Origin of the sequence: Flammeovirga agarivorans, assembly GCF_012641475.1 — a bacterium.
Taxonomy (GTDB): Bacteria; Bacteroidota; Bacteroidia; order Cytophagales; family Flammeovirgaceae; genus Flammeovirga; species Flammeovirga agarivorans.
Genome location: NZ_JABAIL010000001.1, coordinates 40,953 through 65,794, shown reverse-complemented (window position 1 = coordinate 65,794; position 24,842 = coordinate 40,953). Strand labels below are relative to the sequence as shown.

23 protein-coding genes and 5 tRNA genes are annotated in these 24,842 nt (G+C 34.1%); 11 read left to right on the top strand and 17 right to left on the bottom strand.

Annotated elements, in window-relative coordinates; translation table 11 throughout:
- Positions 1 to 33: 33 nt before the first annotated feature.
- Complete coding sequence (locus HGP29_RS00325) at positions 34 to 1,482, bottom strand: PP2C family protein-serine/threonine phosphatase (protein ID WP_168880319.1); 1,449 nt, start codon at positions 1,480 to 1,482, stop codon at positions 34 to 36.
- Between the two features lie 280 nt (positions 1,483 to 1,762).
- Positions 1,763 to 2,557, bottom strand: a complete 795-nt coding sequence (locus HGP29_RS00320; RefSeq protein ID WP_168880318.1) for an SDR family oxidoreductase — start codon at positions 2,555 to 2,557, stop codon at positions 1,763 to 1,765.
- Between the two features lie 177 nt (positions 2,558 to 2,734).
- On the opposite strand from HGP29_RS00320, the gene HGP29_RS00315 reads away from it, so the two are divergent.
- Positions 2,735 to 3,904 carry an iron-containing alcohol dehydrogenase gene (locus HGP29_RS00315; protein WP_168880317.1) on the top strand — a complete coding sequence of 390 codons (1,170 nt, stop codon included), beginning with the start codon at positions 2,735 to 2,737 and terminating at the stop codon, positions 3,902 to 3,904.
- 136 nt (positions 3,905 to 4,040) lie between these two features.
- Complete coding sequence (locus HGP29_RS00310; protein ID WP_168880316.1) at positions 4,041 to 4,580, top strand: hypothetical protein; 540 nt, start codon at positions 4,041 to 4,043, stop codon at positions 4,578 to 4,580.
- Positions 4,581 to 4,609: 29 nt separating this feature from the next.
- Here the strand turns inward: HGP29_RS00310 and HGP29_RS00305 are convergent, their stop codons facing one another.
- The 11 genes from HGP29_RS00305 to HGP29_RS00255 all read right to left on the bottom strand — a co-directional run bounded on the left by HGP29_RS00305 (position 4,610) and on the right by HGP29_RS00255 (position 11,294).
- Positions 4,610 to 5,230: a ferric reductase-like transmembrane domain-containing protein gene (locus HGP29_RS00305; RefSeq protein ID WP_168880315.1), complete on the bottom strand. Its 621-nt coding sequence runs from the start codon at positions 5,228 to 5,230 to the stop codon at positions 4,610 to 4,612.
- Positions 5,231 to 5,257: 27 nt separating this feature from the next.
- Entirely contained in the window at positions 5,258 to 5,572 is a 315-nt protein-coding gene (locus HGP29_RS00300; protein ID WP_168880314.1) for a hypothetical protein, read from the bottom strand.
- Between the two features lie 56 nt (positions 5,573 to 5,628).
- Positions 5,629 to 6,177: an RNA polymerase sigma factor gene (locus tag HGP29_RS00295; RefSeq protein ID WP_168880313.1), complete on the bottom strand. Its 549-nt coding sequence runs from the start codon at positions 6,175 to 6,177 to the stop codon at positions 5,629 to 5,631.
- Positions 6,178 to 6,371: 194 nt separating this feature from the next.
- On the bottom strand, positions 6,372 to 6,761 hold the full coding sequence (gloA2, locus tag HGP29_RS00290; protein ID WP_168880312.1) for an SMU1112c/YaeR family gloxylase I-like metalloprotein: 390 nt from the start codon (positions 6,759 to 6,761) through the stop codon (positions 6,372 to 6,374).
- A 72-nt stretch (positions 6,762 to 6,833) separates the two neighbouring features.
- The gene (locus HGP29_RS00285) at positions 6,834 to 7,235 is read right to left on the bottom strand and encodes a hypothetical protein (protein ID WP_168880311.1); all 402 of its coding nucleotides are present in this window, start codon (positions 7,233 to 7,235) and stop codon (positions 6,834 to 6,836) included.
- A 133-nt stretch (positions 7,236 to 7,368) separates the two neighbouring features.
- Entirely contained in the window at positions 7,369 to 10,602 is a 3,234-nt protein-coding gene (locus HGP29_RS00280) for a VIT domain-containing protein (protein ID WP_168880310.1), read from the bottom strand.
- 200 nt (positions 10,603 to 10,802) lie between these two features.
- Positions 10,803 to 10,874, bottom strand: a tRNA-Glu gene (locus HGP29_RS00275).
- A gap of 33 nt (positions 10,875 to 10,907) precedes the next feature.
- Positions 10,908 to 10,979 (bottom strand) — tRNA-Glu (locus HGP29_RS00270).
- Between the two features lie 33 nt (positions 10,980 to 11,012).
- Positions 11,013 to 11,084, bottom strand: a tRNA-Glu gene (locus HGP29_RS00265).
- A 33-nt stretch (positions 11,085 to 11,117) separates the two neighbouring features.
- A tRNA-Glu gene (locus HGP29_RS00260) sits at positions 11,118 to 11,189 on the bottom strand.
- Between the two features lie 33 nt (positions 11,190 to 11,222).
- Positions 11,223 to 11,294: transfer RNA gene (locus HGP29_RS00255), tRNA-Glu, on the bottom strand.
- 145 nt (positions 11,295 to 11,439) lie between these two features.
- On the opposite strand from HGP29_RS00255, the gene HGP29_RS00250 reads away from it, so the two are divergent.
- The 3 genes from HGP29_RS00250 to HGP29_RS00240 all read left to right on the top strand — a co-directional run bounded on the left by HGP29_RS00250 (position 11,440) and on the right by HGP29_RS00240 (position 13,999).
- Positions 11,440 to 12,204: a TIGR02757 family protein gene (locus tag HGP29_RS00250; RefSeq protein ID WP_168880309.1), complete on the top strand. Its 765-nt coding sequence runs from the start codon at positions 11,440 to 11,442 to the stop codon at positions 12,202 to 12,204.
- A gap of 94 nt (positions 12,205 to 12,298) precedes the next feature.
- Complete coding sequence (locus HGP29_RS00245) at positions 12,299 to 12,694, top strand: c-type cytochrome (protein WP_168880308.1); 396 nt, start codon at positions 12,299 to 12,301, stop codon at positions 12,692 to 12,694.
- Between the two features lie 138 nt (positions 12,695 to 12,832).
- On the top strand, positions 12,833 to 13,999 hold the full coding sequence (locus tag HGP29_RS00240; RefSeq protein ID WP_168880307.1) for an AIR synthase related protein: 1,167 nt from the start codon (positions 12,833 to 12,835) through the stop codon (positions 13,997 to 13,999).
- Positions 14,000 to 14,059: 60 nt separating this feature from the next.
- Here HGP29_RS00240 and rsgA read toward each other — a convergent pair whose 3' ends face one another.
- Both rsgA and HGP29_RS00230 read right to left on the bottom strand, forming a co-directional pair.
- Positions 14,060 to 15,124 (bottom strand): ribosome small subunit-dependent GTPase A, encoded by a 1,065-nt coding sequence (gene rsgA, locus HGP29_RS00235; RefSeq protein WP_211093162.1) that lies wholly within the window; start codon positions 15,122 to 15,124, stop codon positions 14,060 to 14,062.
- A gap of 331 nt (positions 15,125 to 15,455) precedes the next feature.
- Complete coding sequence (locus tag HGP29_RS00230; RefSeq protein ID WP_168880306.1) at positions 15,456 to 15,620, bottom strand: DUF5522 domain-containing protein; 165 nt, start codon at positions 15,618 to 15,620, stop codon at positions 15,456 to 15,458.
- A gap of 541 nt (positions 15,621 to 16,161) precedes the next feature.
- On the opposite strand from HGP29_RS00230, the gene HGP29_RS00225 reads away from it, so the two are divergent.
- On the top strand, positions 16,162 to 16,497 hold the full coding sequence (locus tag HGP29_RS00225) for a hypothetical protein (protein WP_168880305.1): 336 nt from the start codon (positions 16,162 to 16,164) through the stop codon (positions 16,495 to 16,497).
- A 136-nt stretch (positions 16,498 to 16,633) separates the two neighbouring features.
- On the opposite strand, the gene HGP29_RS00220 is transcribed toward HGP29_RS00225, so the two are convergent.
- Positions 16,634 to 17,278 carry a glucosaminidase domain-containing protein gene (locus HGP29_RS00220; RefSeq protein ID WP_168880304.1) on the bottom strand — a complete coding sequence of 215 codons (645 nt, stop codon included), beginning with the start codon at positions 17,276 to 17,278 and terminating at the stop codon, positions 16,634 to 16,636.
- 493 nt (positions 17,279 to 17,771) lie between these two features.
- Between HGP29_RS00220 and HGP29_RS00215 the strand changes: the two genes are divergently transcribed.
- The 4 genes from HGP29_RS00215 (at position 17,772) to HGP29_RS00200 (ending at position 22,576) form a co-directional block, all read left to right on the top strand.
- On the top strand, positions 17,772 to 18,677 hold the full coding sequence (locus tag HGP29_RS00215; protein WP_168880303.1) for a coiled-coil domain-containing protein: 906 nt from the start codon (positions 17,772 to 17,774) through the stop codon (positions 18,675 to 18,677).
- Positions 18,678 to 19,366: 689 nt separating this feature from the next.
- On the top strand, positions 19,367 to 19,555 hold the full coding sequence (locus HGP29_RS00210; protein WP_168880302.1) for a hypothetical protein: 189 nt from the start codon (positions 19,367 to 19,369) through the stop codon (positions 19,553 to 19,555).
- A 43-nt stretch (positions 19,556 to 19,598) separates the two neighbouring features.
- On the top strand, positions 19,599 to 21,128 hold the full coding sequence (locus HGP29_RS00205; RefSeq protein WP_168880301.1) for a glycoside hydrolase family 10 protein: 1,530 nt from the start codon (positions 19,599 to 19,601) through the stop codon (positions 21,126 to 21,128).
- Between the two features lie 17 nt (positions 21,129 to 21,145).
- Positions 21,146 to 22,576 (top strand): AmpG family muropeptide MFS transporter, encoded by a 1,431-nt coding sequence (locus HGP29_RS00200; RefSeq protein WP_168880300.1) that lies wholly within the window; start codon positions 21,146 to 21,148, stop codon positions 22,574 to 22,576.
- A 186-nt stretch (positions 22,577 to 22,762) separates the two neighbouring features.
- Here the strand turns inward: HGP29_RS00200 and HGP29_RS00195 are convergent, their stop codons facing one another.
- Positions 22,763 to 23,797 carry a hypothetical protein gene (locus tag HGP29_RS00195; RefSeq protein ID WP_168880299.1) on the bottom strand — a complete coding sequence of 345 codons (1,035 nt, stop codon included), beginning with the start codon at positions 23,795 to 23,797 and terminating at the stop codon, positions 22,763 to 22,765.
- Positions 23,798 to 24,229: 432 nt separating this feature from the next.
- On the opposite strand from HGP29_RS00195, the gene HGP29_RS00190 reads away from it, so the two are divergent.
- Complete coding sequence (locus HGP29_RS00190) at positions 24,230 to 24,826, top strand: RNA polymerase sigma factor (RefSeq protein WP_168880298.1); 597 nt, start codon at positions 24,230 to 24,232, stop codon at positions 24,824 to 24,826.
- The last annotated feature ends 16 nt before the right edge of the window (positions 24,827 to 24,842 follow it).

Below are 24,842 nucleotides of genomic sequence, written 5' to 3'. Positions count from 1 at the left end.
CTAGAAAAGGACTCTTTTTTCTTTTATAAAGAACTAATTATTTACAGCTAAAAGTACTGTGATATCATCTCTTTGATCATATCCTTCCATTTCAGCTTTCAAATAACTATCTAACCCCTCAATACAATCTTTTGTATACTTGAGGTAGTAATTTTGTAAAATCTCTCGGAATTTTAGTGTACCTATTTTCCCATTCGCACCATTTTGATCCACATAACCATCGGTATACAGACAAATCATGGTATCCGGCTGAATTTTCATTTTGGTCACTTCAAAGTTTCTTCTTCGAATAAATGAACCTCCTATTGATCTATTGGTAGATTTTAACGGTAAAATTCCATTACTATCAAGTAAGATTGCTTTACCTTTTGCTCCAGCATAAGATAGATTATTTTCATTATCTAAGAATACAACAGAGATGTCCATACCATCTTTATTTCCATCTCTATGCGACTGTCTCAACTTTTCAAAGAAGTAACCATCCAATTGCTCTAATAACTCAGCTGGAGATTCTGGGAGTTCTTCTAAACGATCAAGTGCCTCAAGTCCAACCATAGATAATAACGCTCCTGGTACTCCATGACCTGTACAGTCACCCACGACCATAATTGTTTTATTTTCAAATTTTCTGGCAAAGTAAAAATCTCCAGAAACATGATCTCTAGGTTTGAACAAAACACTTACATCTGCAAAGATCTTCTCCATTTCATCTTGAGAAGTCAGCAATGCCATTTGAATTGTTTTTGCATAACGGATAGAATCGGTGACATGTTCATGAGATTTACTTAACTTCATGTGGTGTCGTTCAATTTCATCTCTCTGAGATTCTATTTCTTCTTTTTGAGCATTTATTTCTTCGTTTGTCTGCGAGAGTTCCTCTCCAAACTGTACTAATTCATCTGAATTATTTTGAAGTTTCTTCTGAAATAAAGAGGATTGTAAATCAATAGCCCTAACATCATTACTTACACTCAATAAAATACTCAGATCAATCAACATATTAAACACTAATTGTTCAACTCTTGATAACGGATCTAATAGAGGACCTTCATTGATAAATTCGATAAAAAATATCGTACAGATCAAAAAAGAGATATAACCAAGGAACATCCTACTCACTTTCTTACCCAGGAACCAATAGGTAGAAACCATAATAGCAGCCAATAAAGCTACTGCATGAGATTTTGTCCCTCCAGAGACCAATGTAAACACAAAAAGTGCAGTAGAAAGTGTCGCAAAGTATATTTTACTGATTGTTGTCCAATGAACTTTGCCTCTAAGAAAGAATAAAATAAAGGCTGTTACTGTACCCAATGCAGGTAAAAGTATAGCGACGATCGATTTCAAAAAAAACAATTGCAATAATGCAAAGAATAAAAAGAAGGCTGTAGCAAACTTTACTTTTCTCCAGAAGCTTTGTTCTTTGTCAAGCTCAATTCTGTTTCCATAAAGTAGCTGTGTCGAATTAAGGGTAGAATTCATAAAATGATATTAAGAAGGCAATAAAGTACCTTCTGTTTACCAAAACTATCTATGCGATGATAACTCTGGTACTAGGTTTAACAATAAATAAACAACGTACAGCAATAAACATGTCAAACTATACCATACTATGTAACAGTATTACAAAAATATATTAATAAATGTTTATAAATAATGAATATATATTCATTTATAATAAAAAAGTGATTACAAAATAAAACCAGGTGATCTATAATGAATAAGATTACCTGGCTTAATAGTATTCTAATTGAAATGCCCTTTACTTTAGACCGTAAGCATTTCTAATCATTTTTTCTGCCATTTTATCCGGAAGGAATCTTTTAGCAAATGCTAGTAAACCAGCATTTCCACCAGAAACATAAACAGGTGATGGAGCTTTCGACTCTACCACTTGCATTACAGTATCGGAAATTACATTTGCCGACTCTGCCTTCGACATACTTCCTTTTACACTCTCTCTGATATTATTCGCATAAGGATAATACTCTGAATCTTCTCCACAGTTAAAATCAGGAACAATGTTAGAGGCAATATGATTGGGTTCTACTAATGCCACTGTTACATTAAACTCTTTCATTTCACTACGTAATGATTGAGTAAAACCAGATAAAGCAAATTTTGTAGCACAATAACTTGAGTAATAAGGTGCTGCAAAGCGTCCATTTAAAGAACCGATATTAATAATAATACCACTTCTTCTTTCTCTCATTTGTGGTAAAACCTTTTTAGTTAAATGGATTAACCCAAAGAAATTGACCTCAAATAAATAACGTAATTTATCTAACGACGTTTCTTCAACAGGTCCGATTTGAGATTGTCCTGCATTATTTACTAATACATCAATTTTCTCATCTTTGATTTCTTCCCAACAAGCATCAATACTTTCAATACTCGATACATCTAAAGCCACATATCGTACTCCTTCTAGCTTGTTTTTTACTGTCTCTGGATTTCTAGATGTTCCAATCACATTATAGCCTTTTGACAAAGCAGATTGAGCGATAGATTTACCAATTCCAGACGACGCTCCTGTAATAAAGATTGTCTGTTTCATTGTTATCAATTATTTGTTGCGAAGTTATACATTAGATTGAAAAGGCCATCAATATCGGTTGCAAAAATTTAAACATTTTATTAGTCATTTTAGTAATAAGTAGTGATCTTTAATAGAACGAAATATTTAATCATCAATCAATTAGAAATCACATACTTTAAATAGCAATTCTAGTCCATGAAAAACTTTGAACTTTGGAACCCAACTCGTTTAGTGTTCGGTGAAAATCAATTAGAAAACGTAGCAAAACATATTCCTGCAGGTACAAAAAATATCTTGATGGTATTTGGCGGCGGCAGTATTAAGAAAAATGGTGTATACGATACAGTAAAGGGTGCCCTGAAAGAATATAATGTCATTGACTTCTCGGGTATTGAACCTAACCCTAGATATGAAACCATCATGAAAGCTAGAGAAGTCGCTTTAGCCGAAAATATTGACTTTATTTTAGCTGTAGGTGGAGGGTCTGTCATCGATGCATGTAAATTCTTATGTGTTGCTATTCCTTTTACAGAAAGTGATCCTTGGGATATTATTAAAAAAGGTCTAGGTAAGAAAGTAACAGAGGCTGTTCCTTTTGGTACAGTGTTAACCCTTCCTGCAACTGGTTCAGAAATGAACTCTGGATCTGTGGTAACCAGAGAAGGCACAAAAGAAAAATTAGCTTTCGGAGGTCCTTTATGCTTCCCTAAATTCTCTGTATTAGACCCTAGAGTTGTTGCATCATTACCACAGAGACAAATCGTTAATGGCGTCACAGATGCTTTCACTCATGTTTTAGAGCAATACCTAACCTACCCTGCACAAGCTCCACTACAAGATAGATTTGCAGAAGGTATATTACAGACTCTAGTAGAAATTGGACCACAAGTAATTGCTAACCCTGGTGATAGTACAGTTACCGGTAACTTTATGTGGTGTTGTACGATGGCTTTAAACGGTCTTATTCAACAAGGTGTTCCTACCGACTGGGCTACTCACATGATTGGTCATGAACTTACTGCTTTATTTGAAATCGACCACGCTCGTACTTTAGCGATCATTGGTCCTAACTTATACAGAGTGATGTTCAATAATAAGAAAGATAAATTAGTTCAATATGGTGAAAGAGTTTGGGGTATCACTGAAGGAAGTGAAGAAGAAAAAGCCCAAGCCACTATTGAGAGAACTGTAGAGTTTTTCCATTCTATGGGTATTAAAACTAAAATATCTGACTATACAGATAATCATTCAGATGTTGCTAAGACTATTACTTCTCGTTTTGAAGAGAGAAAGTGGTTAGGTCTAGGCGAAAGAGGTGACATCACCTTAGAAAAGGTTCAAGAAATTGTAGAGATGAGTATCTAATTTATAGTATTCAATAATGAGAAAGGGCTTACAAGTTATGATTCTGTAAGCCCTTTTTTTATTGAATTGAATAGTGTATCTATTTTAGATTAACTTTATTACTTCATCCATTCTATACTTATCCAACATAAACTAAATGACCTTACGTGAACTAATTGATTTCAAAAATGAAAAAGGATTTCAAAAGACCGGTAAAAGCTACACGATAGTAGGTCTAGTTATAATCGCCTCATCCTTCATCTTTGTATTTATGGCAGTCACAAACCTTCCTCTCTCAAAAAAAGAATTTGTAAACATCACCGGAGAATTGGATGATTTTAGACAAATAGAGGTTGGCAAATATAAAATGCCCAATACACTAATAAGGCTCAAAAATTACCCAAAAATTGAATTTAACCTAGATGATGTCGTTTCTATTCACACCATTAATAATTATGTTGAGAATAATTCACAGCAGATTACCTTTAAATTAGGAGTTCCCGAAAAAGAACTATCCTACAATAAAGCAACAATTAATGCCCACTTTATAATTGAAATGAATAATGATGTTATACAGAGCTATGAAGATTATTTTGAAAAGACACGATCAAACCAAGTAACTTCATTATTTATGTTTTTTGGAATGTTTGCCATTGGGTCTCTTTTCATTTTAGGGAAGTTGGTATTTCCTAGATAATCACTCAACTGCTCAACTCTGTATCATCTTTATCTTTTCCTTTTCAACCTAAATCTTATAATACGTTCCTTTACTTCAGGGATTCTAATGATAAATCCTACACCAACAACAACAGCATAGATTATCCATGTTTTCTCTAAAAGGGCAACATGTATCAAGCTCAGAACAATGGCTGCATAGGCATACTTCTGAAGCTTCTTCCATTTACTTTTTAATCGTCGCATTGACTTTCTATTCGATGTAAAAAGTAGAGGAATTAAAATCAATACTGCAATAAAACCTGCGACATAATTTACTTGGGTAAAAGTTTCTAGAAACCCTTCCATCCAAATAAAAATGATAAAGTGAAGTATACTCCAAACGGCTGCTGCGATACCCATTGCCTGTCGAACAAAAAGATTAGTGACTCCAAATAGAATAAAAAATGGAGTACAAGTTAGAACAGCAGTCATCCAACGAATTGCAAACTCACCTGTGACATGGTATAACATATCTAATGTGCTTCTACCACCTTTACCCGAATTTTCTACTATGGATAATGTCAATCCATTGACCCAATCCAAATTAATCATTTTTGATAAAACGATAAGAGGTAATGAAGCTAGGATGGTCACGATAATCCATCCGTAGTTTTTCTTAATAAATGCCATTCTGACTTGTTGTTTGTTTTGTTAGAATTAATGTGAATCGTTGTCGCTTGCTTCTTTTTGTTCTGAAGAATCTACCCTATTTCTAAACTCTTGCATAAACTTTTCTCTATGCATCATTTTACGACCTCGATTCCCAAATGAACGTCTTCCTCCTCTACCAAATAAGATTTTTGACATCGCCAATAACCCTAAAGATTGAAAGAAAGATATGGTTGTCAACCCAAAAATCTCAGGCATTAACCAATTCCATAATTGCATAAAAATAAAGGTAATCGCCGTAATAATTACCGAACCAAATACTATTTTTTTTGCTATAAACTTCTTCTTTGAAAACTTTTCCATAATTCTTATTTCGTTGGATCATTTTAAATGATCTGTTGTACCATACTTTTCAACTATTAGTCTTTCATTAACTTGAATAGACTTTCTAATTGTTCTCTTAGATACAAAACAGCATATCGCTTTCTACTAATAAGTGTATTGACTGTTAGCCCCGTAAAATCAGAGATCTGTTTAAAGCTATATCCTTCCAACTCATGCCATTCAAAAACCTCTCTTTGCTCTTTAGGTAATTCGTCTAGCCTTAATTGGATTTCCTCCCAAATCATATCTTTCATTAATTGTTCATCAGGCATCATTTCTAAAGAAGGTAACAGCTCCATTAAACTTAGATCTTCCTCTTTATCATTTACCTTCTGATCTTCGATTGAGAGGGGTTTCTTTTTCCTACGGAAATCAATAATCTTATTTTTTGCGACAGAATAGAGCCAAGAGATTGATTTGCGCAAATCAGAGATCTCATCAAATCCCCCGACAAAACTCAAAAATACATCTTGGGCAATGTCTTCTGCATCTTCCATAGAACCGACTTTTCCTTTAATATAATTTGTCAGACGCCCCTGTTCCTGTGTGAATGTATTTTCGATATTTTGTTTTTTCTCTGCCATAAACTTTTGTATCTACCTCTTAAGTCGGATAAGAGGAGATAATATTTTACAGAAAGTGATTTTTTTTTCAAAATTGATGTAAAATGGAAAAGAACTTAAGAATCAATCATTGAAAATCCCCACCTACGTTCATTACACAAATTGTGTTGGTAGTTATAATTATTGATGAGCAAAAAACAATACTATCTATAGTACTATTTTTCATAGAGTTCAAGCGGTAAGTGATCTGGATCTTCAAAAAAGACAAATCTCTTTTCTGTATGTGGGTCAATCATTATTTCACCAACTTCGACACCATACTCTTTAAGCATACTGATGTTTTCTTCTAGGTCATCTACTTCAAAACATAAATGTCTTAAACCTCTTGCTTCAGGATAAGACGGTCTTTGGGGTGTATTTGGAAAACTAAAAAGTTCTATAAGGTAATTCCCTTGAAAAGATAAATCCAACTTCCAAGAGTCTCTTTGTTCTCTATATACCTCACTTATAATTTCGAGTCCTAATACCTCTGTATAAAACTTCTTTGAACGTTCGTAATCTGAACAGATAATGGCTATGTGATGTAATTTATTTAAAGCTAGCATGATCATTATTTGGAATAAAAAAGGCACACTCAAAAATTATTGAGTGTGCCTTAAAGGTAGGGTTAATTTCTATTATTCTCCCTTTAATAATTTGATTTGATCTTTCAATAATGAAATGATCTCTTCTTTATCTTTCAACTGAGCTTTTAGTGATTTCACCTCAGCTTGTAAAGCATCAGCATCTGAAGAAGCTTCAACTTCATGTTCAACTTCAGCTTTCTTTGCCTTTTTCTTTTTCTTCTGTTTGATTTCTACTCGAATGTTTTTTGTTTCCGGATCATCCTTGACCTCGTTTACTTCTACATCCACTGAAGCAGCTTGCTCCTGTGCCTGTTCTACGGCCCCTTGAACCGCTTCAAATACATTCTTGATGGTAGACTTCACTTTGTCCTTTTGCATTTCGTCTTTCATACGTGGAAATACAAAATCATTTAAGATATCCTCAAATGGATTGTGTGGATCTTTCTTACTCATAATATTTAATTAATTTGACATTGTTAGACAGTGATACTAAATAAAAATGTTTTGTTTATCTATTTAGTTCACTCCTCATTTTTAGTTATAAGTAAGTTAACGAAATTAAATGAAAAATGGTTTCTATTCTTCTTTAATTTGCCACTTTACAAGATACATTTCCAATATCGTATACCTGTTTACCAACGCCTTCCAATTGTAAGTTCAACTCCTGTTTGTCTTCGTCTTTTGAAGAATAATTAGAATAAACCAAAGCTCTTAAACTAACTGGACCAAATAAAGACTGTTTACTATTTCCATAGTAATGTACTTTAATCTCAAAATCGCCATTATATCCATATTTTAGCCTAAACTCCTCAGGACCATATCCCCTTGTGAAATCTTGAGACATTCGACCGCCAATTTTAGTGTTTTTATGACTGTAAAAGCATTTTTCTCCTAATGGATCTATCACCCAAAGGTCAATATCAGTATCTAAAAGATCCCAGTCAATCACTACTCGTAGATCTAAAGGCATAGAGTAAATAAATCGAGTATCTATAGCGGTAATATCAAGTTGATCTTTGTGCAGTGTAATCAACCTATTCATTTCATGAAGGATAATCAACTCAATATTTCCAAACCTGCTGTTAACATCACTGTCCCATTCATTTTCAATAATAAAATACAACTGATCCAAAGCTTTCTGATAATTTCCTTCATCTTCATATAAAAACGCAAGGTCTCTGTAATTCTGAGGTTCAAATGGACGTAATTCTATCAATTTATTAAAAATGTATTCAGACTCTTGATAACAGCCAAAAGATTGAAGTTTCCTTCCTAAGTTTCTTAAGAGTTCATGACTTTCTAAATCCAACTCTGCTAGATTAGTAATGACCTGTATTCCTTCTTGTTTTTTTCCTGAAGTGAAAAAGTATGAGGCAACATCATAATAAAATGAAGGAGACATTTTGTATTCTTCCTTTAACAGGAGATAAGTGGACCACTGTTTATTCACATCCTCTGATTGAATTTTTTGTAAATATTCAGCACCAGAATCGTAAGGCACCAATTTAGATTTGACCTTCTTCTTTTTACTTTTCTTTTTCATTACGACATCTGTATCTTCTGTATCTCCCCAAGATTCTTCCACCTCACTATCTGCAAAACTCTCTTCCTCAAATTCCATAACTTCTTCTTCATCACTAACCACAACAACACCTGCTACAGAACCTGCAAGCTGTTGTTGTTGACGTGCAGTCCCATAACCTACAACGACAACTTCTTCTAATGATTGATTGTCTTCAACTAGAGACACTATTATTTCTTCTCCAGAATTTTCAGATACATCTACATCTGTCGACAAAAAACCAATATAATTGAAAGTTAGAATTGCATTAGTAGGTACTGATAATTCAAATTCACCATCAATATTTGTAATAATTCCTTCACTAGTATTTTTAAGGTGAACAGAGACTCCAGGTAGAGGGTTTTCATTTTCTAAAACGATCCCTTTTACCAACTTTCTTTCTTCAGAGTATGTTCTACCGTCGGAAATACTATTTGAACTTGATTCCCCATAATTCGTTAAGACAGGCTTTTTTGGTTTAGGAGGAACATAATTGCTCATATCTTTTACAGAATTCCACCAGTCGATATCACTTTGAAATTCTTCATATACCCGATCTAATCTACTTTTATATACTTCTTTCTTCTTTGTTTTTGATAAGGCCAATAATTTATCATACTCCTTACGAAGAGATGATGGAGGTACTATTTCATGCCTTACGTAATCTTCTACATTATCTAGCACAATAAATGAAGTGTAATCCGTAACGATTCCATATTTCAAAGACAATGAAATAATTTGTTCTTTATACCTCTTTGGCATCAAGCTTAATTCATTGATTTGCTTTTGAGCCCATAATCGCTCAAATGTTGGATAATACTTTTCTGATTGTTTAATGATGATTTCTTCCGAATACAATACTTTCTGAGCTGTACCAATATTTACTTTCAGCTTTACCTGTTTCGACAGTACCTTCCCTGATATCGACAAATCTGTCTGATAAGCTTGTGGTGTACTTGGATAAAGCCCTTCAACCTGACCTTCTAATACTTCTACTCCTAAATACCTAATGGTAGCTGTTGTCAGTTTATTAATAGCCGACTTTATTGTCTGCTCATTCAGGTTAATAAACTCTCCATTATTCTGATTAGCGACAGCAGACATATAATTTGCATTAATAGTCTGACTAGAACTGATCATGAATAGTGTAGTATTTAATTTGAATAGTTGTGCTTCCGAGAGGTTAGAAATTCCATTAGTAAAAATCCAACTCTCGCCCTTATCCTTAGTATCTATTATTGTATCGTCCAGCTTACTACCACCATCATACTCCAAAGACGAAAGGTAATTGATAAGCTTATCCGAGTTCCCTTCTTTTATAGTAAATTTCTTCTGATCTTTTACTTGAAAGTTGAATGGCTTAACAGTAACAACTGTATTTTTATTCCACTCAAAGTATTTTTTTAATAACCCTAATTCACTTTTAATATCTCGATCATCAAATAAAGAAGAAACATCCCAGTAAATGGTCATTGAAGATGGTTTCTCTTTCACCACGGGTGATACGATAGGTTGAGTATTGAAATTAAATGTATAATCGTTTGACAGTTTCCCTTTAACTGCCAAATATTCTCTTTTTGCTTGATCAAAGGGCAACAGTAATGAGAGCTTTGATTTCAGAAATTGATCATTACTTTCAAGTTTTGCAATAGTAGATCTATTTAATCTCTTAAAATTTAGTTTTAGACTACCTGGTGCATACAACTGCTCATTTATTTCTTCGTTGATTATCTCTACATCTACTTTAAATTCTTTCAGTTTACTCTCAAAAGTCAAAGGAAGTTGGTAGTTAAATTTCCCATCTAGTTGTGGCAACTCCTCTTCAAAAGTGATTTTACATTTTTTGTATGCCTTGGGATTTATTGGATAAAGCCTAGTCTTAAAATTATTTCCAACTGTCTTTTCTAATATGGCAGGGTCGACGTTTTGCCTCACTACCTCTTCAAATACTTTCTTTGCTTTATCTTTTTTAACTACTACACCATCTCTCCACTCATTATTAATATCCAAAGCAAAAGCAGACACTGTGGCTCCTTCTTTCAATGGAAAATTTAATTCACCTTCCAAAATGCGATTTCCATAATTATAGAAATGCATTTCCATGGTAGTTGTAGCGATATTATCAAGGATTTCTACACTTACAAATAGTTTCTTTAAAGCGACAGAATCTTCTTCAGTTTGAACATTATTGATGTTTACAAATTGGGCCTGAAGCGTATAAGACATTAACAAAAAGAATAGTAATAGTTGATGTTTCATAAGAGAGCTGTTTGAGTAAAATAATCTTTTCATCAATATAACATTGATTCCCCTTTACTCTCTGTTTACTAATGTTAAGTGTTGAATGGAGTTGCGTTATACTATGTTAATGAGGGTAAATAAAAAAGTTTAAGATAAATTCGAGGTTCAAAAAAGTATAAAGCAAAAAAAATCCTGTCTCATTGCTGAAACAGGATTTGTACTCCGTACGGGATTCGAACCCGTGCTACCAGGATGAAAACCTGGCGTCCTAACCCCTAGACGAACGGAGCGGGGCATTGATTTTGAGTCTCAATCAGACTTTGTACTCCGTACGGGATTCGAACCCGTGCTACCAGGATGAAAACCTGGCGTCCTAACCCCTAGACGAACGGAGCGGGGCATTGATTTTGAGTCTCAATTAGACTTTGTACTCCGTACGGGATTCGAACCCGTGCTACCAGGATGAAAACCTGGCGTCCTAACCCCTAGACGAACGGAGCGGGGTATTGATTTTGAGTCTCAATTAGACTTTGTACTCCGTACGGGATTCGAACCCGTGCTACCAGGATGAAAACCTGGCGTCCTAACCCCTAGACGAACGGAGCGGGGTATTGATTTTGAGTCTCAATCAGACTTTGTACTCCGTACGGGATTCGAACCCGTGCTACCAGGATGAAAACCTGGCGTCCTAACCCCTAGACGAACGGAGCAACTGTTTTTTGCGAGTGCAAAGGTAATAGAGTAGTGCAATCACTCCAAACGATTTTCAAAAAAAAAGAATAAAAGTTACAATCATTAAGAAAATATCATCATTTAATGTCTATTTTGGGTACCTAAAGATTATTTTTTTATAAAATGAAAGAACTTTTAGATCAGAGTTTCAAAAAATACAATCAACCAAACTTTATTCAAGACGACCCGATTTGTATTCCCCATTCTTTTTCAAAAAAGCAAGATATAGAAATTATGGGTTTTTGGGCAGCAGTTTTAGCCTGGGGTCAACGAAAAACCATTATCAATAAATGCAGAGAGCTTGTTGAGTTAATGGATCATGCTCCTTATGATTTTATCATGAATCATGAGGAAAGTGATTTGGAGAAATTTTTATCTTTCAAGCATCGAACTTTTAATGATATTGATACGCTATACTTTTTATCATTCTTCAAAAGACATTATTCCAATTATGAATCTTTAGAAGATGCATTTTTGTTAGGTTATACTCCTTCTGATGAAAATGTCGAGAACGCATTGATTCAATTCCATAATTATTTCTTCGATGATGAAGATGCTCCTCAACGCACTAGAAAACATATTGCTACACCACAGAGAAATTCTGCTTGTAAGAGGATCAATATGTTTTTAAGGTGGATGGTCCGAAAAGATGACAAAGGTGTAGATTTTGGGATTTGGGACACTATACAACCTTCTCAACTTATTTGTCCGTTAGATGTTCATGTAGAGAGAGTCAGTAGAAAATTAAAATTACTTGAGCGTAAACAATCTGATTGGAAATCGGCCGTTGAGCTTACGAAGCACTTAAAACAATTTGATGCTCAGGACCCTGTAAAATACGACTTTGCTCTCTTTGGTTTAGGTTTGGAAAAGTTTGCATCGAGCTAATATTTTGTTGAGATAGATCACCATTCAGAAATACAAAAAAAACTATATTTGTTTACATAAACGTAAAAAACACACTTACATAAACATAATTATCATGAAATACAGAATGTTACTCCTCAGTTTCCCTGTAATAGCCCTCTTATCATTTGGAAATTATAGTCCATTGGAAGAAAGTATTAAAAGAGGTCAGGGAGTTTACATGGTAAACTGTATGCATTGTCATCAACAAGATGGTGTGGGTGTTGAACCTACTGTACCTCCTCTTGCTGGTGTAAAATATTTAGTAGAGAATAAACATCAAGCAATCCGTCAGGTTTTACATGGTTTAGAAAAACCAATAACGATAAATGGAATTACTTATGATGGTAGTATGCCGAGGCAAGGAGCCCTTTCCGACCAAGAAGCGGCAGACGTTTTAAACTACATCAGAAACTCTTGGGGAAACAAGGCAGATATGATTACCGCAGACGATGTTGCGATGGAGAGATAAGCCTAACATGATGAGTTATAAGAATTTCACATTATAAATGTTTAATAATCTGTATAAATAATCTATTTTTGCAGCATCAGTCCATGGAGATTGAAATCCCCATGGGCTTTTCATTTTTTTCCAATCATATCGAATCTCATGCAAGAGCGATACGCACAGCGCGGAGTTTCCGCCTCAAAAGAAGATATCCACAATGCAATTAAGCGTTTGGACAAAGGCTTATTTCCTAAAGCATTTTGTAAAATTGTTCCTGATATTTTAACAGGAGACGAAGACTACTGTGCTATTATGCACGCTGACGGCGCGGGTACTAAATCATCATTAGCATACCTATATTGGAGAGAAACAGGTGATATGTCTGTTTGGAAAGGCATTGCCCAAGATGCTATTATCATGAACACTGACGACTTATTGTGTGTTGGTGCCGTTGGTAGTACATTGCTTTCTTCAACAATTGGTCGTAATAAAAATCTAATTCCTGGTGAAGTTATTTCTGAGCTTATCAATGGTACTGAAGAAGTATTACAGATGCTAAGAGATAACGGTTTTGACATTCATTCTACAGGTGGTGAAACAGCCGACGTAGGTGACTTAGTAAGAACTGTGATTGTAGATTCTACTGTAACTACTCGTATGCGTAGAGACGAAGTGATCGACAATAGCAATATCAAAGCAGGTAACGTAATTGTAGGTTTAGCTTCTTACGGACAAGCTACTTATGAATCTGAGTACAATGGTGGTATGGGTTCTAATGGACTTACATCTGCTCGTCATGATGTATTCGCTAAGTATTTAGCAGAAAAGTATCCTGAAAGTTTCGATCCTCAAGTTCCTAATGATCTCGTTTATTCTGGAACTCAAAAGTTAACCGATGCAATTGCTGATTTAACTTTAGATGCTGGAAAATTAGTACTTTCTCCAACTAGAACATATGCTCCAATTATCAAAAAGGTATTGGATGAGTTACGTTCAGAAGTTGATGGTATGGTACACTGTAGTGGTGGTGCTCAAACAAAAGTATTACACTTTGTGGACAATGTTCATGTTGTAAAAGATAACTTATTTGATGTTCCTCCGTTATTCGAGATGATCCATAAGAATAGTGGTACTGACTGGAAAGAAATGTACAAAGTATTCAACATGGGACATAGAATGGAAATTTATATCGATGAGCAACATGCTCAAACTATTATTGACATTGCCAAATCTTTCAATGTAGACGCGAAAATCATTGGTCGTGTTGAAGCGAAAGAGTCAGGTAAATCATTAGATATCCATTCTCAATTTGGTACGTTTTCATACTAAGTCTTTTTTGACTTATTGCATATAGAAAAGGCAGCACTTTTAGAAGTGCTGCCTTATTTTTTATCGATTCTTTATACGTTTGGCATCTTTTACCATTCTGGCTAATGCTTTTCCTTTACGACGTTTCTCCAACTCTGAACTCTCATAGTGTTCTTGTTCTTTCTGGAGCTTCATGTAATTATGATATGCATCCTCTGGGATTTCGCCTGAGTTGACTGCTTCAATCACTGCACATCCCTTTTCATGTTCATGTGTACAATCTGAGAACCTACATTGAGAAGCTTTTTCTTGAATTAATGGAAATGTATGTTCCAGTCCATGCTGACTATCTACCATACCTACTTCTCTTACGCCTGGATTATCGATTAGAATTCCTCCAGAAGGCATTAAAAACAATGAACGATAAGTTGTAGTATGTTTACCTCTATCATTCCTTTCTCCAATTCTTCCTGTGGTCATCATTTCATCTTTCAATAAAATATTGATCAAAGAAGATTTTCCCACACCAGAAGAACCCAGAAAACAGTATGTTTTCCCTTCTTGAATTAGAGCAGTCAGTTGTTCAATTCCAATTTGCTGATCAACTGAAGTGCAAAGCATTTCAACACCAATCAATCTGTTTTCAACTTCCAACTTAATTTCTTCTAATTCTAGATCAGAAACTAAATCGACTTTATTCAGGATAAAAACAGGCTGAATATTAGCGTCATAACACAGTGTCATGTAACGCTCTAATCTGTTGATATTAAAATCTCTATTGACTCCCTCTACAATAAAGGCAACGTCTATATTTGAAGCAATATATTGTGCTTCTCCTGATTTACCTACTGCCTGACGTTTTAGGACTTGATCGCGATAAACTACTTGATGAATTAAGGCTTTCCCTTCATCGTATTCTGTGATACTTACCCAGTCTCCAACGATGGGATAATCAGACCTTTCTTCTGCAGTGAAGCGTAGTTGTCCTGTTATTTCAGCTTCATATACACCAGATTCATTTCTAACAATGTATCTTTCTTTATGTTCTGAAACTACTCTAGCAATTTCACCTTGAAATAGAGGACCTAAATTATTCTGAATATTTGAATTATAGCCTAATGAGGCATTTGTGATTTTTGATTCCAATGTTTTGTTTTTTTATCGTTGTGTTTTTCAAAAAAAGGGTACGAAAAACCGACAGATACATGATTGTACCTAAACAAAAATTTGGCATAGATAAAGTTGTACCTGTCGGACTATGCCGAGATCAAGTACACCATAGGTGAGTGATATGTATTTAAATGTGTCATACTATCAATTACGGAATAAAAAATAAGAAGTCTAAATTCTATTGAAATTAGAAACATCTATTAAGCATTGAGTCTACTTTACAATAAGAAATAATGTTTATCTACAAAAAAAAAGATAGACCTACTCTTGAGTTAGATCTATCTTTTTTATTTATTGTATACCTTTTTTAGAATACTGACTTCCTTACTTTGTTCTTTTTGAACCCCCAAGGACAATGTTTACATTGATTTTTACAACAGTACCCTCTTTTAATATGGTACGCTTTAGTGAAGACATATAATCCATTTTCAATGTAATAATCTTCACCTTCCTTTAGTGGTTTATCGCTCATATTACTAAATTTTTCAATCCAAAGGTAGTAATAATTTTACAAGCACAGAATATCAATTTAGTAAACTATTTCTATAAATCAATAAGATACATGATTAATTTTTGATCAAAATTTTAATACAAAATCTATCCATAAGTGCGATTGACTCATATTTAAACAGCGAGTAAGCTAAAAATTGGATTTCTTGCTAATTTTTTGTAAATTATAAATAGGTGCTGTGCACTTTATATGTACAAATTTATTTTGATTCGGACGTGCAAGCTCTAGACGGGAGACTGTGCGTTTTTTTTTAACGCAAGCCTTATATGTTTATTGAAATCACAGACCACGCTTTCAATGCTATGAACAAACGTTGTAGACATTGGAGAAAGAAAGATTATCTAAACATTGTGTACCAAGCGTATAAATCGGAATGCTATGGTTCACATTGCAAACGGGACAAAAGAAAGTACAAATCGTACATCTTTATCTTCGAGAACAACCGTCTCATTACTGTTTATCGTTCTCGGAAAAAATCAAAAAACTACGTAAACAGAGCCTCATGAAACATTTTGTAAAACCCCGAGTCACTGCTACTGCTCAAGGAAATGACTACAATTTCAAAGTAAACATCCACGCCAATTCAGATTTCGAATTAGGTGTTTGTGCTCAGATGATTCAATCCATGAAAGAGATTCTTATTCAAAACGAGATTAAACGAAGAGGTTTAAAAGAAATGTATACCTTTTCAGACGAAGAAGAAGAAGAACGTTTTTATGAAGTCGTTGAAGCTAACATCTGGGATGAGCTAATCATGCAAGGTGAGGTGGTAAGAGATCTAGGCCGAAGTGGTTATAGAGCCATGGATGGGCAAATCAGAAGAATGGTGAAGCCATAGATGACAATGACATCAAAATGTAACACATTCTTATCATTAGAATTAATTCGTACCCTTTAAATAATAAAAGACCCCGCAATTGCGGGGTCTTCTCATATAGGATATTCCTTAATAAAGTCAATATGTAAATCAGTTTCTAGTAACTCGATGGTAAACAGAATCTGATATGTTGTGCTTCGACGCTACTTACTGAAGCTACTGATTGAAGTTCTTCCGATCTTCTAGCCAAAGCTTCTTCTTCACGAATGTTATCTACAATTGGAGCAACATATTTGTCCATTACAGAAGTTACCAATTTAAGGTAATGTGGATCGGTGGCATATCCGCCTTTTGCAATCGCTTCCATCTGTAAGTTTGGATCAAATGTGTCAAATAATCCATTTTCACGGTATGTATAATAACTCGACAGCACTTTACAGTAGTCTTCTACAGCCTGTTCCAATGATGAATAAATTCTGTAACGACGATATCTTTGTTCTCCGATATCATATACTAATTTACTCTTAGTTGGACTTGTCGATGCAATGTTGAAAATTCTATAGTCTTCTCTTAATTTCCAACCCTGCTCAGCAATAGCCTGAGAGATCGCTACCTTAGTATTAATTCCATATTTTCTACAAATTGGATCAAAAGCTTTATAAAGAGTTCTAATGTAATCTTCTCTTTTAATCGTTTCTGTATCTTTTACACTTATAATTGAATTATTTGTAGATGCAACTGCAAATCCAATGTTTTCCAATGATAAAATGAAAATGGAAATAACTAGTAAAAACTTTCTCATTAAAAGTTTATTTCGTGATACAATCAAGTGTCCGTTTGACACTTGCGCTGATTATCAGCAAGTTAGATTGAGTATTTTTATTTCTCAAAAATGTGATTGCAAATGTATACCATTCATCCGTAATAAAAAAATCCATAAACGTTTATTTACAAATAAATGTTTTTAATTTTAACAACAAAAAATATAATTATTCTAATATAACATGCTATAACAGCTCTATTTTTTCATTTTTACAAGGTGACATATCATTATCCGAAGTAAAAAAATGTCTTATTATGAAGCAGGTATTAACTTTTATTTTTAATTTTAGGTAATAAAATTCGAGTTTAAGGTACAATAAGTGCGATACTTCATATTTTAAAGTATTTCTTACCTTTGTATTTAGAATGTAGTGTAACCAAGTACTTTTGTTCACCAATATCTATGCATCATTATTCCGTTGTATTTGGAACAAAAGACCTCACTACACATTTTTTATCTTTGCTTAGACCAAATGAGAAATAACTCTACCGATTTTAAAGAAGAACTGATGCAGCAAAAAAGCTGGATACGTATGGGGATTATTGGTTTAGTGATCTGTGGAACTATTGCTGCTTATGCTGCTATGTCAGGTTCCGACGGTACTAAACAACAACGTATGCGTATTAATGAACTGGAGAAGAAGAATGCACAGATCGAGGCAGAGAGTGGATCATACTTGTCGAAAATAAAACATCAAGCAGACCGAATCCAAGACCTTAAAGATGATAACTTAAGATTGGAAAAAAGGTTAAATGAGAAAGAAGCTCAGCTTACTACGCATGATCAGAAACTTGATATGAAACAAGGTTCTATTCGATCGCTAGAAAGTCACCTTTCAGAATTGAAAGATGATAAGTATAGAATGCAAAGAAATATTGATGAAAACAATCGTGTCATTCAAGACATGACGCAAAGAGCTAAAGAGCAAAACGAATTAATAAAAACTACTCAAGAACAACTTAAAGATATTCAAGAGCAACTAGAACGTTCTCAAGCCAAATATCTACAAGCTATAAAAGACCAAAAATCTGCTGAGCAATCAGAACAATCAGTTCAAGAAGCCTTGAGAAATCAAAAAGCTTTATATGCGGACTTAATGAAAGATTTAACCTCAACAAGAACTGAATTGAATGCTGCTCGTTTACAAGCCAATGATAAAGATTTACAATTACAGTTAGCTCAACAAAAAGAACTTCAAAAGCAACAATTACAGTACAAAGAAAAAGAACTGCAGACACAAGCCAATACTGATCTATACAAATTAATTTCTGTAACAAGTATTGTTTTAGTGATTGCATTAATTGTTTTTGTAGTCTTTGCACTTCAAAGAAGCGGAACTGATATTATGTTGTTCAACAAGACACAACAAAAAGATTAATCAAAAATAATACTGACATATTACATCTAATTGCTGATAGCGGATCTACAAAAACAGACTGGACTCTCATAGATAAAACGGATGGTTCAGTAAAGTTTTCATTAGCTTCTCCAGGATACAACCCTTTTTTCTGGACTGAGGAAGACCTCTACAAATCAATACGAGTTGATTCAGAAGAGTTATCCCATTTAATTAATGACAATGAAAACCTTTCCATATTTTTTTATGGTAGTGGTTGTGGCAGTGATAAAAACAAAGCTATTCTAAGCAAAATATTAAGTCAGATATTCTCTACTCAAAAAGTATTTGTCGAAGATGATTTATGTGGTGCAGCAAGAGGCTTACTTCATAAAAACAATGGTATTGCCTGTATACTAGGTACAGGTGCTAATTCTGGTTATTATAATGGCAATGCAATTATCAATCGTCCTGTTTCTTTAGGTTATTTACTTAGTGATTTTGGTAGTGGAGCAACCATTGGCTTAGCTTTCCTTCAACTACTTCTTACCAATAAATTATCTATTCAAACAGTAGATGCTTTTATTGAAGAGTTTGATTATAGCACTGATTACATTTTAAAACGCCTATACAAAACTGAAAAACCAAATGCCTTTTGTGCTTCTTTTGCCCCATTCATCAATGAAGTAAAGGAGTATGATGAGACAGTAAATATCCTACTTCAATCACAGATGAAGCAATTTGTAGAATATTATGTACTCCCATTTGTAAAATCTTCTTCCGATCAGGTTTGTATCACAGGATCAATTGCTTACTATTTTAAAGAAATACTTCAAGAATCCTTCGACTTTTTCCAACTTCCTACCCCTACTATTATCGCCTCTCCTACTGATGGATTAATAGAATACCATCAACAATAATTCCTTACCTTTACTATACTATTACTAAGAACATCCTTCCCTTATGCGAATCAGATATTTTTTAATACTATTTTTATTAGGTATTACTACTACTTATGCTCAAAAAAGAGAATTCAGAGCAGTATGGATAGCCACTGTCAACAATATTGATTTCCCTGCCTCTAGTTCTGCATCAATGCAAGAACAGAAGGAGGACTATGTCAGATATTTAGATAAGATTAGCGATATAGGATTAAATACGGTTATCGTTCAAGTTAGACCAGTCGCAGATACTTTCTACCCTTCTGGATTTGAACCATGGAGTAAATACTTAACAGGCGAACAAGGAAAAAGTCCTCAACCCTTCTTTAATCCATTAACATTTATGATTGAAGAAGCACATAAAAGAAAATTAGATTTTCATGCTTGGTTCAATCCCTACAGAGCTACAATGAATAGTGATACTACTTCTTTAGCTTCCGACCATCCATTTTTTCAACATAGAGATTGGTTTGTACAATATGGGGGTAAGTGGATGTATAACCCAGGCCATCCCGAAGCAAGAGAATATGTTTTAAATGCTATTATGGAAGTGGCCAGACATTATGATCTAGATGCGGTACATTTTGATGATTATTTCTATCCATATAAAAAAGTGGGAGAAGAATTTCCCGATCATGAGACTTTTGCTATGTATGGAGATAGTACAAAGCAAGACCTTGAAAGTTGGAGAAGAGAAAATGTCGATTACTTTGTTGAAAACCTTTCCAATAGGTTAAGAAAAGAACGACCAGATGTACAATTTGGGATTAGTCCTTTTGGCGTTTGGAGAAACAGCAATGTAGACCCAAAAGGATCTCAGACAAGAGCAGGAATCACAAATTATGATGACTTATATGCAGATGTAGTCAAATGGATGAGAAAAGGATGGTTAGATTATATTATTCCTCAGGTATACTGGCATCGAAACCTTGGTGCTGCACCTTATGAAACAGTAGTAAAGTGGTGGAATGATAACTCTTATGGAACCAATTTATATATCGGACATGCTTTATATAAAGTCAGTAAATGGGAAGATCCTTCTGAGATCAGCGCCCAGTTAGACATCAATAAGAAATACAAGAATGTAAAAGGAAGTGCTTTTTTCAGTGCTAAGTTCTTATTTGAAAACCCTAAAAATGTAGTACAGACTTTACAGAGGAACTATCCATATTATTCTATTCCTCCTTCAAGCTTAAAAATGGAATTGGAAGCTCCTGCTAAAGTAAATATCAACAATTCTGAAGGTGATCTTTATAAAGGATTTAAGCTCTATTGGAAAGACACTCAGAAAAATTCTGACACCCGAAAATACGTTATCTATAGGTATGAAGACTTTGGTTTTGGAGTTCTAGACGGTCAATTTATACTGGATATTATTGACAGATCTCCTTACGAAGAACATAGTTTTATCGATAGAACCATCGAAAAAGGGAAAAAATATACTTACATTGTTACTGCTTTAGATGCTAATAAAAATGAAAGCGGAAGAAGTAATGCAATCACTATCAAGGCAGGTGGACTCCTGTCTAAAAAAATCAAAGTAATCCACTAAGCATAGACTATTACTATATGGCAAAAGAGAGAAACCCTTGGTTATGGCTCCCTTCATTATATTTTGTAGAAGGACTACCTTACACAATCGTAATGACTGTTGCGGTTATTATGTATAAAAACTTAGGGATGGGCAATATTGAAATTGCCTTATATACATCATGGTTGTATTTACCATGGGTAATAAAACCTTTTTGGAGCCCTATTGTAGATCTACTTCAAACAAAAAAATGGTGGATCTTTATTATGCAACTAGTGATCGGTGGGGTATTTGCCGCCGTAGCTCTAACGTTACCCACAGATAATTTTTTCAGGTACACTTTAGCCTGCTTCTGGATTATTGCTTTTACTTCAGCTACAAATGATATCGCCACAGATGGTTTTTATATGATTGGTTTACGAAGTGACCAACAGGCCTTCTTTGTTGGTATCAGAAGTACTTTTTACCGATTAGCAATGTGGGCTGGACAAGGTGGTGTTGTCTTATTAAGTGGCTACCTATTTGAAGTTTTTGAAGATTACAAATCTGTTTGGAGTACTATATTTTTTGGCCTAGCTACTGCAATGGTCTGCTTTAGTTTATTTCATAGACTAATACTTCCAAATAAAGAAAACATTAGATCACTAAAAGATAGAGCACATGGGTTGAGAGAAGTTGGTATTATGTTTAGCCAAGTATCGATAATTCTCTTATTTGGCTTTTTGATCAATTCTTTTTTAGGTTGGGAAACATCTTGGACTTACGTTATCCTAGGAGCTGTAGTCATTGCTTATTTGATGATTACATTAAAGAAAAAGATTAAAGAAGATCCAGATAAAATGAACACTCCTATCCTATCTTTCTTTGTTAAAGAAGACATCTGGAGTATTCTAGCCTTTATTTTGCTCTACCGACTAGGTGAAGCACAATTGGTAAAAATTGCTTCTCCATTCTTATTAGATAGTACTGAAGTTGGTGGCATAGGACTCAACAATGAACAACTAGGTTGGTTATATGGAACTATTGGATTAGGTTGTTTAGTTGTTGGAGGTGTTCTTGGAGGAATTGCCATCTACACTAAAGGATTAAAGTTTTGGTTAATTCCAATGTTATTATCCATCAACATTCCCAACTTAGGATATTGGTTACTTTCTTTCTTTCATGCTGAATCATTTATTTTTATTGGAGGCGTGATTGCTGTAGAGCAATTCTTCTATGGTTTTGGGTTTTCAGCCTTGATGATGTATATGTTATATGTTTCTCAAGGACATCATAAAACAGCTCATTATGCTTTATGTACCGGTTTTATGGCCTTAGGTATGATGTTACCGGGGATGATCAGTGGTTATTTACAAGAATTTCTAGGATACACTAATTTCTTCCTATTTGTTGTTATCTCTGGGATACCAGCTTTAATCGTTGCATTTAGATTAAAAGTAGACCCAAAATTCGGATTAAAAGAAAAATAGTAATCTGATTGATGTAAAGACAAAAAAAAAGTTGATCTACCCCTAATAGATCAACCTTTTTTCTTTAATAAATCAAGGTGACAGTATCACTATCACCTTGATTGAATCTACTCGAATCAAATAAGTAGTTATTACGTATTTCCAACTTAACTAACTATATATTTTTAATACAAAGCAACCTTTAATTTATTTCGATCCTTTACTACCTTTCTTAGCTTTTCTTCCTTTGCTTACTCCTACGAAACCGTATACATCGTAAGCATCTTTTAAGTCTACTACTTCTGAAGTACCGTCTGTTAAAGTAACTGTCACCTCGAAGTCGCATTCGCCATCACCGTAATCTACAGTAATTGTTTCGTCTCCTTTTGTCATTACCTCAACACCTGAGATTGGAGCAAATACTGGCTTTTCTTCTCCACATTGTGGGTTGTATACTAATGCTTCTGTAATTTCAGTTGAGAAGCTTTCTCCATCAACAGTACTTGTTACAGACATAGAACCTGTTACTGTTTTAGTACCATCTAAAATTTCTTCATCGATAGAACGAACAATTGTTTCTGTATATGCTTCCGTAGAATCCGTAGCAGGGAAATCAATTGTTAAGTTCACAGATTTAGCTAAATCACCTGAAGCAATTCTCGCTTTCTTACCTTCCTCAGTTTCTTCTTCAAAAGTAACATTACCAGATACTGAAGTAGTACCATTTTTTACTTTACCATTTTCTGAGAAATCAGCAAATGTTGTAGAGTGAGCTATACTTGTTTCTGTTACAGTATGTACTTCTGTTACTGAACCTCCGACTACACTACCGTCTTTGCTTTCACAAGCTCCGCTACTGAAGTCGATCACTACAGTTTTAGTATCTCCATCTTCTGTAGTTGTTACATCAGCACAATCGATATAATCTCTTACATGGAAACGTTTAGCGCCTTGTTGTTTTGGTCTTTTTTGTTTTCCTTCTTCTCCTCCTTCGCCTGAAGTTCTCATGTTTGATGAAGAAGAGTAGTCCATACCTCTTTCAGTAGCATCAGAAATTACATTATCTGTATAGTCTTTTACTTCTAAATTGGTTTCGACTGTTTCATAGTTTCTTGAATTAGAACCTGATGCAATTGCATCTTCTAATGTTTGTGTAGTTGATAGATCATCAGAGTTTTCAGTAGTACATGCTACAGATGCAGCTAAAACAGTTAATACAAGAGCAATTTTTTGTAGTTTCATGTTACAATGTTTTTGATTAAGTACTTTATTTTTTTTTGGTTGAAGACTTATCTTCGGTTTCACTCCAATAAAGGATTAGACCTTTTTTTTGTACTCAGTTTTTTTCAACTTTTTTTTATTTTTTTCTAAAAACTGCCGTAACAGCATCAAAAACGAAACTTTTATTGTTGAAAAAATGATAATTTATTTTTCTTACATTCGAAAAACTCTCATTTATTTTTAAAAAGTATCTATTCTGGGAACTTAAAAAATTAGGCTGAAATCTATGTTCATTATGAATCGGGTCGAATTTTTGCTTCCAAAACTGTACATCTTACTCTCATGATATTATTTATTAGTATTTTAGCAAGAGAAGGATGTTCCTTGAGCAAGTAGTATTTTTTATCCAACTACAACAGCTCTTCAATTATTTGCTAAGCTTTATTCATTTAAATGACACAGGATCTTCAATATTGGAAATCGCTTAAAGAAGAAGACGATGCACAAGCATTAAAGTATTTCTATGATCAATACATTAAGCTTTTGTATAAGTATGGCTATCATTTCTGCCAAGATGCAGCATTGGTAGAAGACTGTGTGCAAGATCTATTCTTACGCTTGTGGGAGAAAAGATCAACATTAGGAGAAACCAATAATGTAAAACTCTATTTAATGGTCTCTCTTAAAAGGAGTATTTATGAAAAAGTAAAAAAAGGCAGTAAGACATCTACATCAGAAGAAGTGGAAGATACTTTTGATATTACCTTCACAATGGAGGAATCCATGATATCTTCTGAAACTGATCAAATCAATAAGGAAAAGCTATTAAAAACATTAGAAACTTTATCTGGACGTCAGAAAGAAGTCATCTACTTAAGATTTTATAATGGCTTCTCTCCTGAAGAAGTCAGTGAAGTAATGAATATTAGCAATCAATCTGTTAGAAATTTACAGGCATCTGCATTAAAAAAGATGCGATCTAATATGGGAGATTCCTTAAATCTACTCGTTGTTGGAAAAATGATTGAAAGTTTTTTCTCAAATATATAGTACAAATCACTTTTAG

Excerpts from the sequence above, each read along its gene's own strand:
- HGP29_RS00285 (WP_168880311.1), bottom strand. The coding sequence starts at position 7,235 with ATGAGTAAGAAAGATCCACACAATCCATTTGAGGATATCTTAAATGAT.
- HGP29_RS00225 (WP_168880305.1), top strand. The coding sequence starts at position 16,162 with ATGAAACATTTTGTAAAACCCCGAGTCACTGCTACTGCTCAAGGAAAT.
- HGP29_RS00315 (WP_168880317.1), top strand. The coding sequence starts at position 2,735 with ATGAAAAACTTTGAACTTTGGAACCCAACTCGTTTAGTGTTCGGTGAA.
- HGP29_RS00240 (WP_168880307.1), top strand. The coding sequence starts at position 12,833 with ATGCAAGAGCGATACGCACAGCGCGGAGTTTCCGCCTCAAAAGAAGAT.
- HGP29_RS00245 (WP_168880308.1), top strand. The coding sequence starts at position 12,299 with ATGAAATACAGAATGTTACTCCTCAGTTTCCCTGTAATAGCCCTCTTA.
- HGP29_RS00300 (WP_168880314.1), bottom strand. The coding sequence starts at position 5,572 with ATGGAAAAGTTTTCAAAGAAGAAGTTTATAGCAAAAAAAATAGTATTT.
- HGP29_RS00250 (WP_168880309.1), top strand. The coding sequence starts at position 11,440 with ATGAAAGAACTTTTAGATCAGAGTTTCAAAAAATACAATCAACCAAAC.
- HGP29_RS00310 (WP_168880316.1), top strand. The coding sequence starts at position 4,041 with ATGACCTTACGTGAACTAATTGATTTCAAAAATGAAAAAGGATTTCAA.
- HGP29_RS00220 (WP_168880304.1), bottom strand. The coding sequence starts at position 17,278 with ATGAGAAAGTTTTTACTAGTTATTTCCATTTTCATTTTATCATTGGAA.
- HGP29_RS00215 (WP_168880303.1), top strand. The coding sequence starts at position 17,772 with ATGAGAAATAACTCTACCGATTTTAAAGAAGAACTGATGCAGCAAAAA.
- HGP29_RS00295 (WP_168880313.1), bottom strand. The coding sequence starts at position 6,177 with ATGGCAGAGAAAAAACAAAATATCGAAAATACATTCACACAGGAACAG.
- HGP29_RS00325 (WP_168880319.1), bottom strand. The coding sequence starts at position 1,482 with ATGAATTCTACCCTTAATTCGACACAGCTACTTTATGGAAACAGAATT.
- HGP29_RS00305 (WP_168880315.1), bottom strand. The coding sequence starts at position 5,230 with ATGGCATTTATTAAGAAAAACTACGGATGGATTATCGTGACCATCCTA.
- HGP29_RS00200 (WP_168880300.1), top strand. The coding sequence starts at position 21,146 with ATGGCAAAAGAGAGAAACCCTTGGTTATGGCTCCCTTCATTATATTTT.
- gloA2 (WP_168880312.1), bottom strand. The coding sequence starts at position 6,761 with ATGCTAGCTTTAAATAAATTACATCACATAGCCATTATCTGTTCAGAT.
- HGP29_RS00320 (WP_168880318.1), bottom strand. The coding sequence starts at position 2,557 with ATGAAACAGACAATCTTTATTACAGGAGCGTCGTCTGGAATTGGTAAA.
- HGP29_RS00210 (WP_168880302.1), top strand. The coding sequence starts at position 19,367 with ATGAAGCAATTTGTAGAATATTATGTACTCCCATTTGTAAAATCTTCT.
- HGP29_RS00190 (WP_168880298.1), top strand. The coding sequence starts at position 24,230 with ATGACACAGGATCTTCAATATTGGAAATCGCTTAAAGAAGAAGACGAT.
- HGP29_RS00195 (WP_168880299.1), bottom strand. The coding sequence starts at position 23,797 with ATGAAACTACAAAAAATTGCTCTTGTATTAACTGTTTTAGCTGCATCT.
- HGP29_RS00205 (WP_168880301.1), top strand. The coding sequence starts at position 19,599 with ATGCGAATCAGATATTTTTTAATACTATTTTTATTAGGTATTACTACT.
- HGP29_RS00280 (WP_168880310.1), bottom strand. The coding sequence starts at position 10,602 with ATGAAACATCAACTATTACTATTCTTTTTGTTAATGTCTTATACGCTT.
- HGP29_RS00230 (WP_168880306.1), bottom strand. The coding sequence starts at position 15,620 with ATGAGCGATAAACCACTAAAGGAAGGTGAAGATTATTACATTGAAAAT.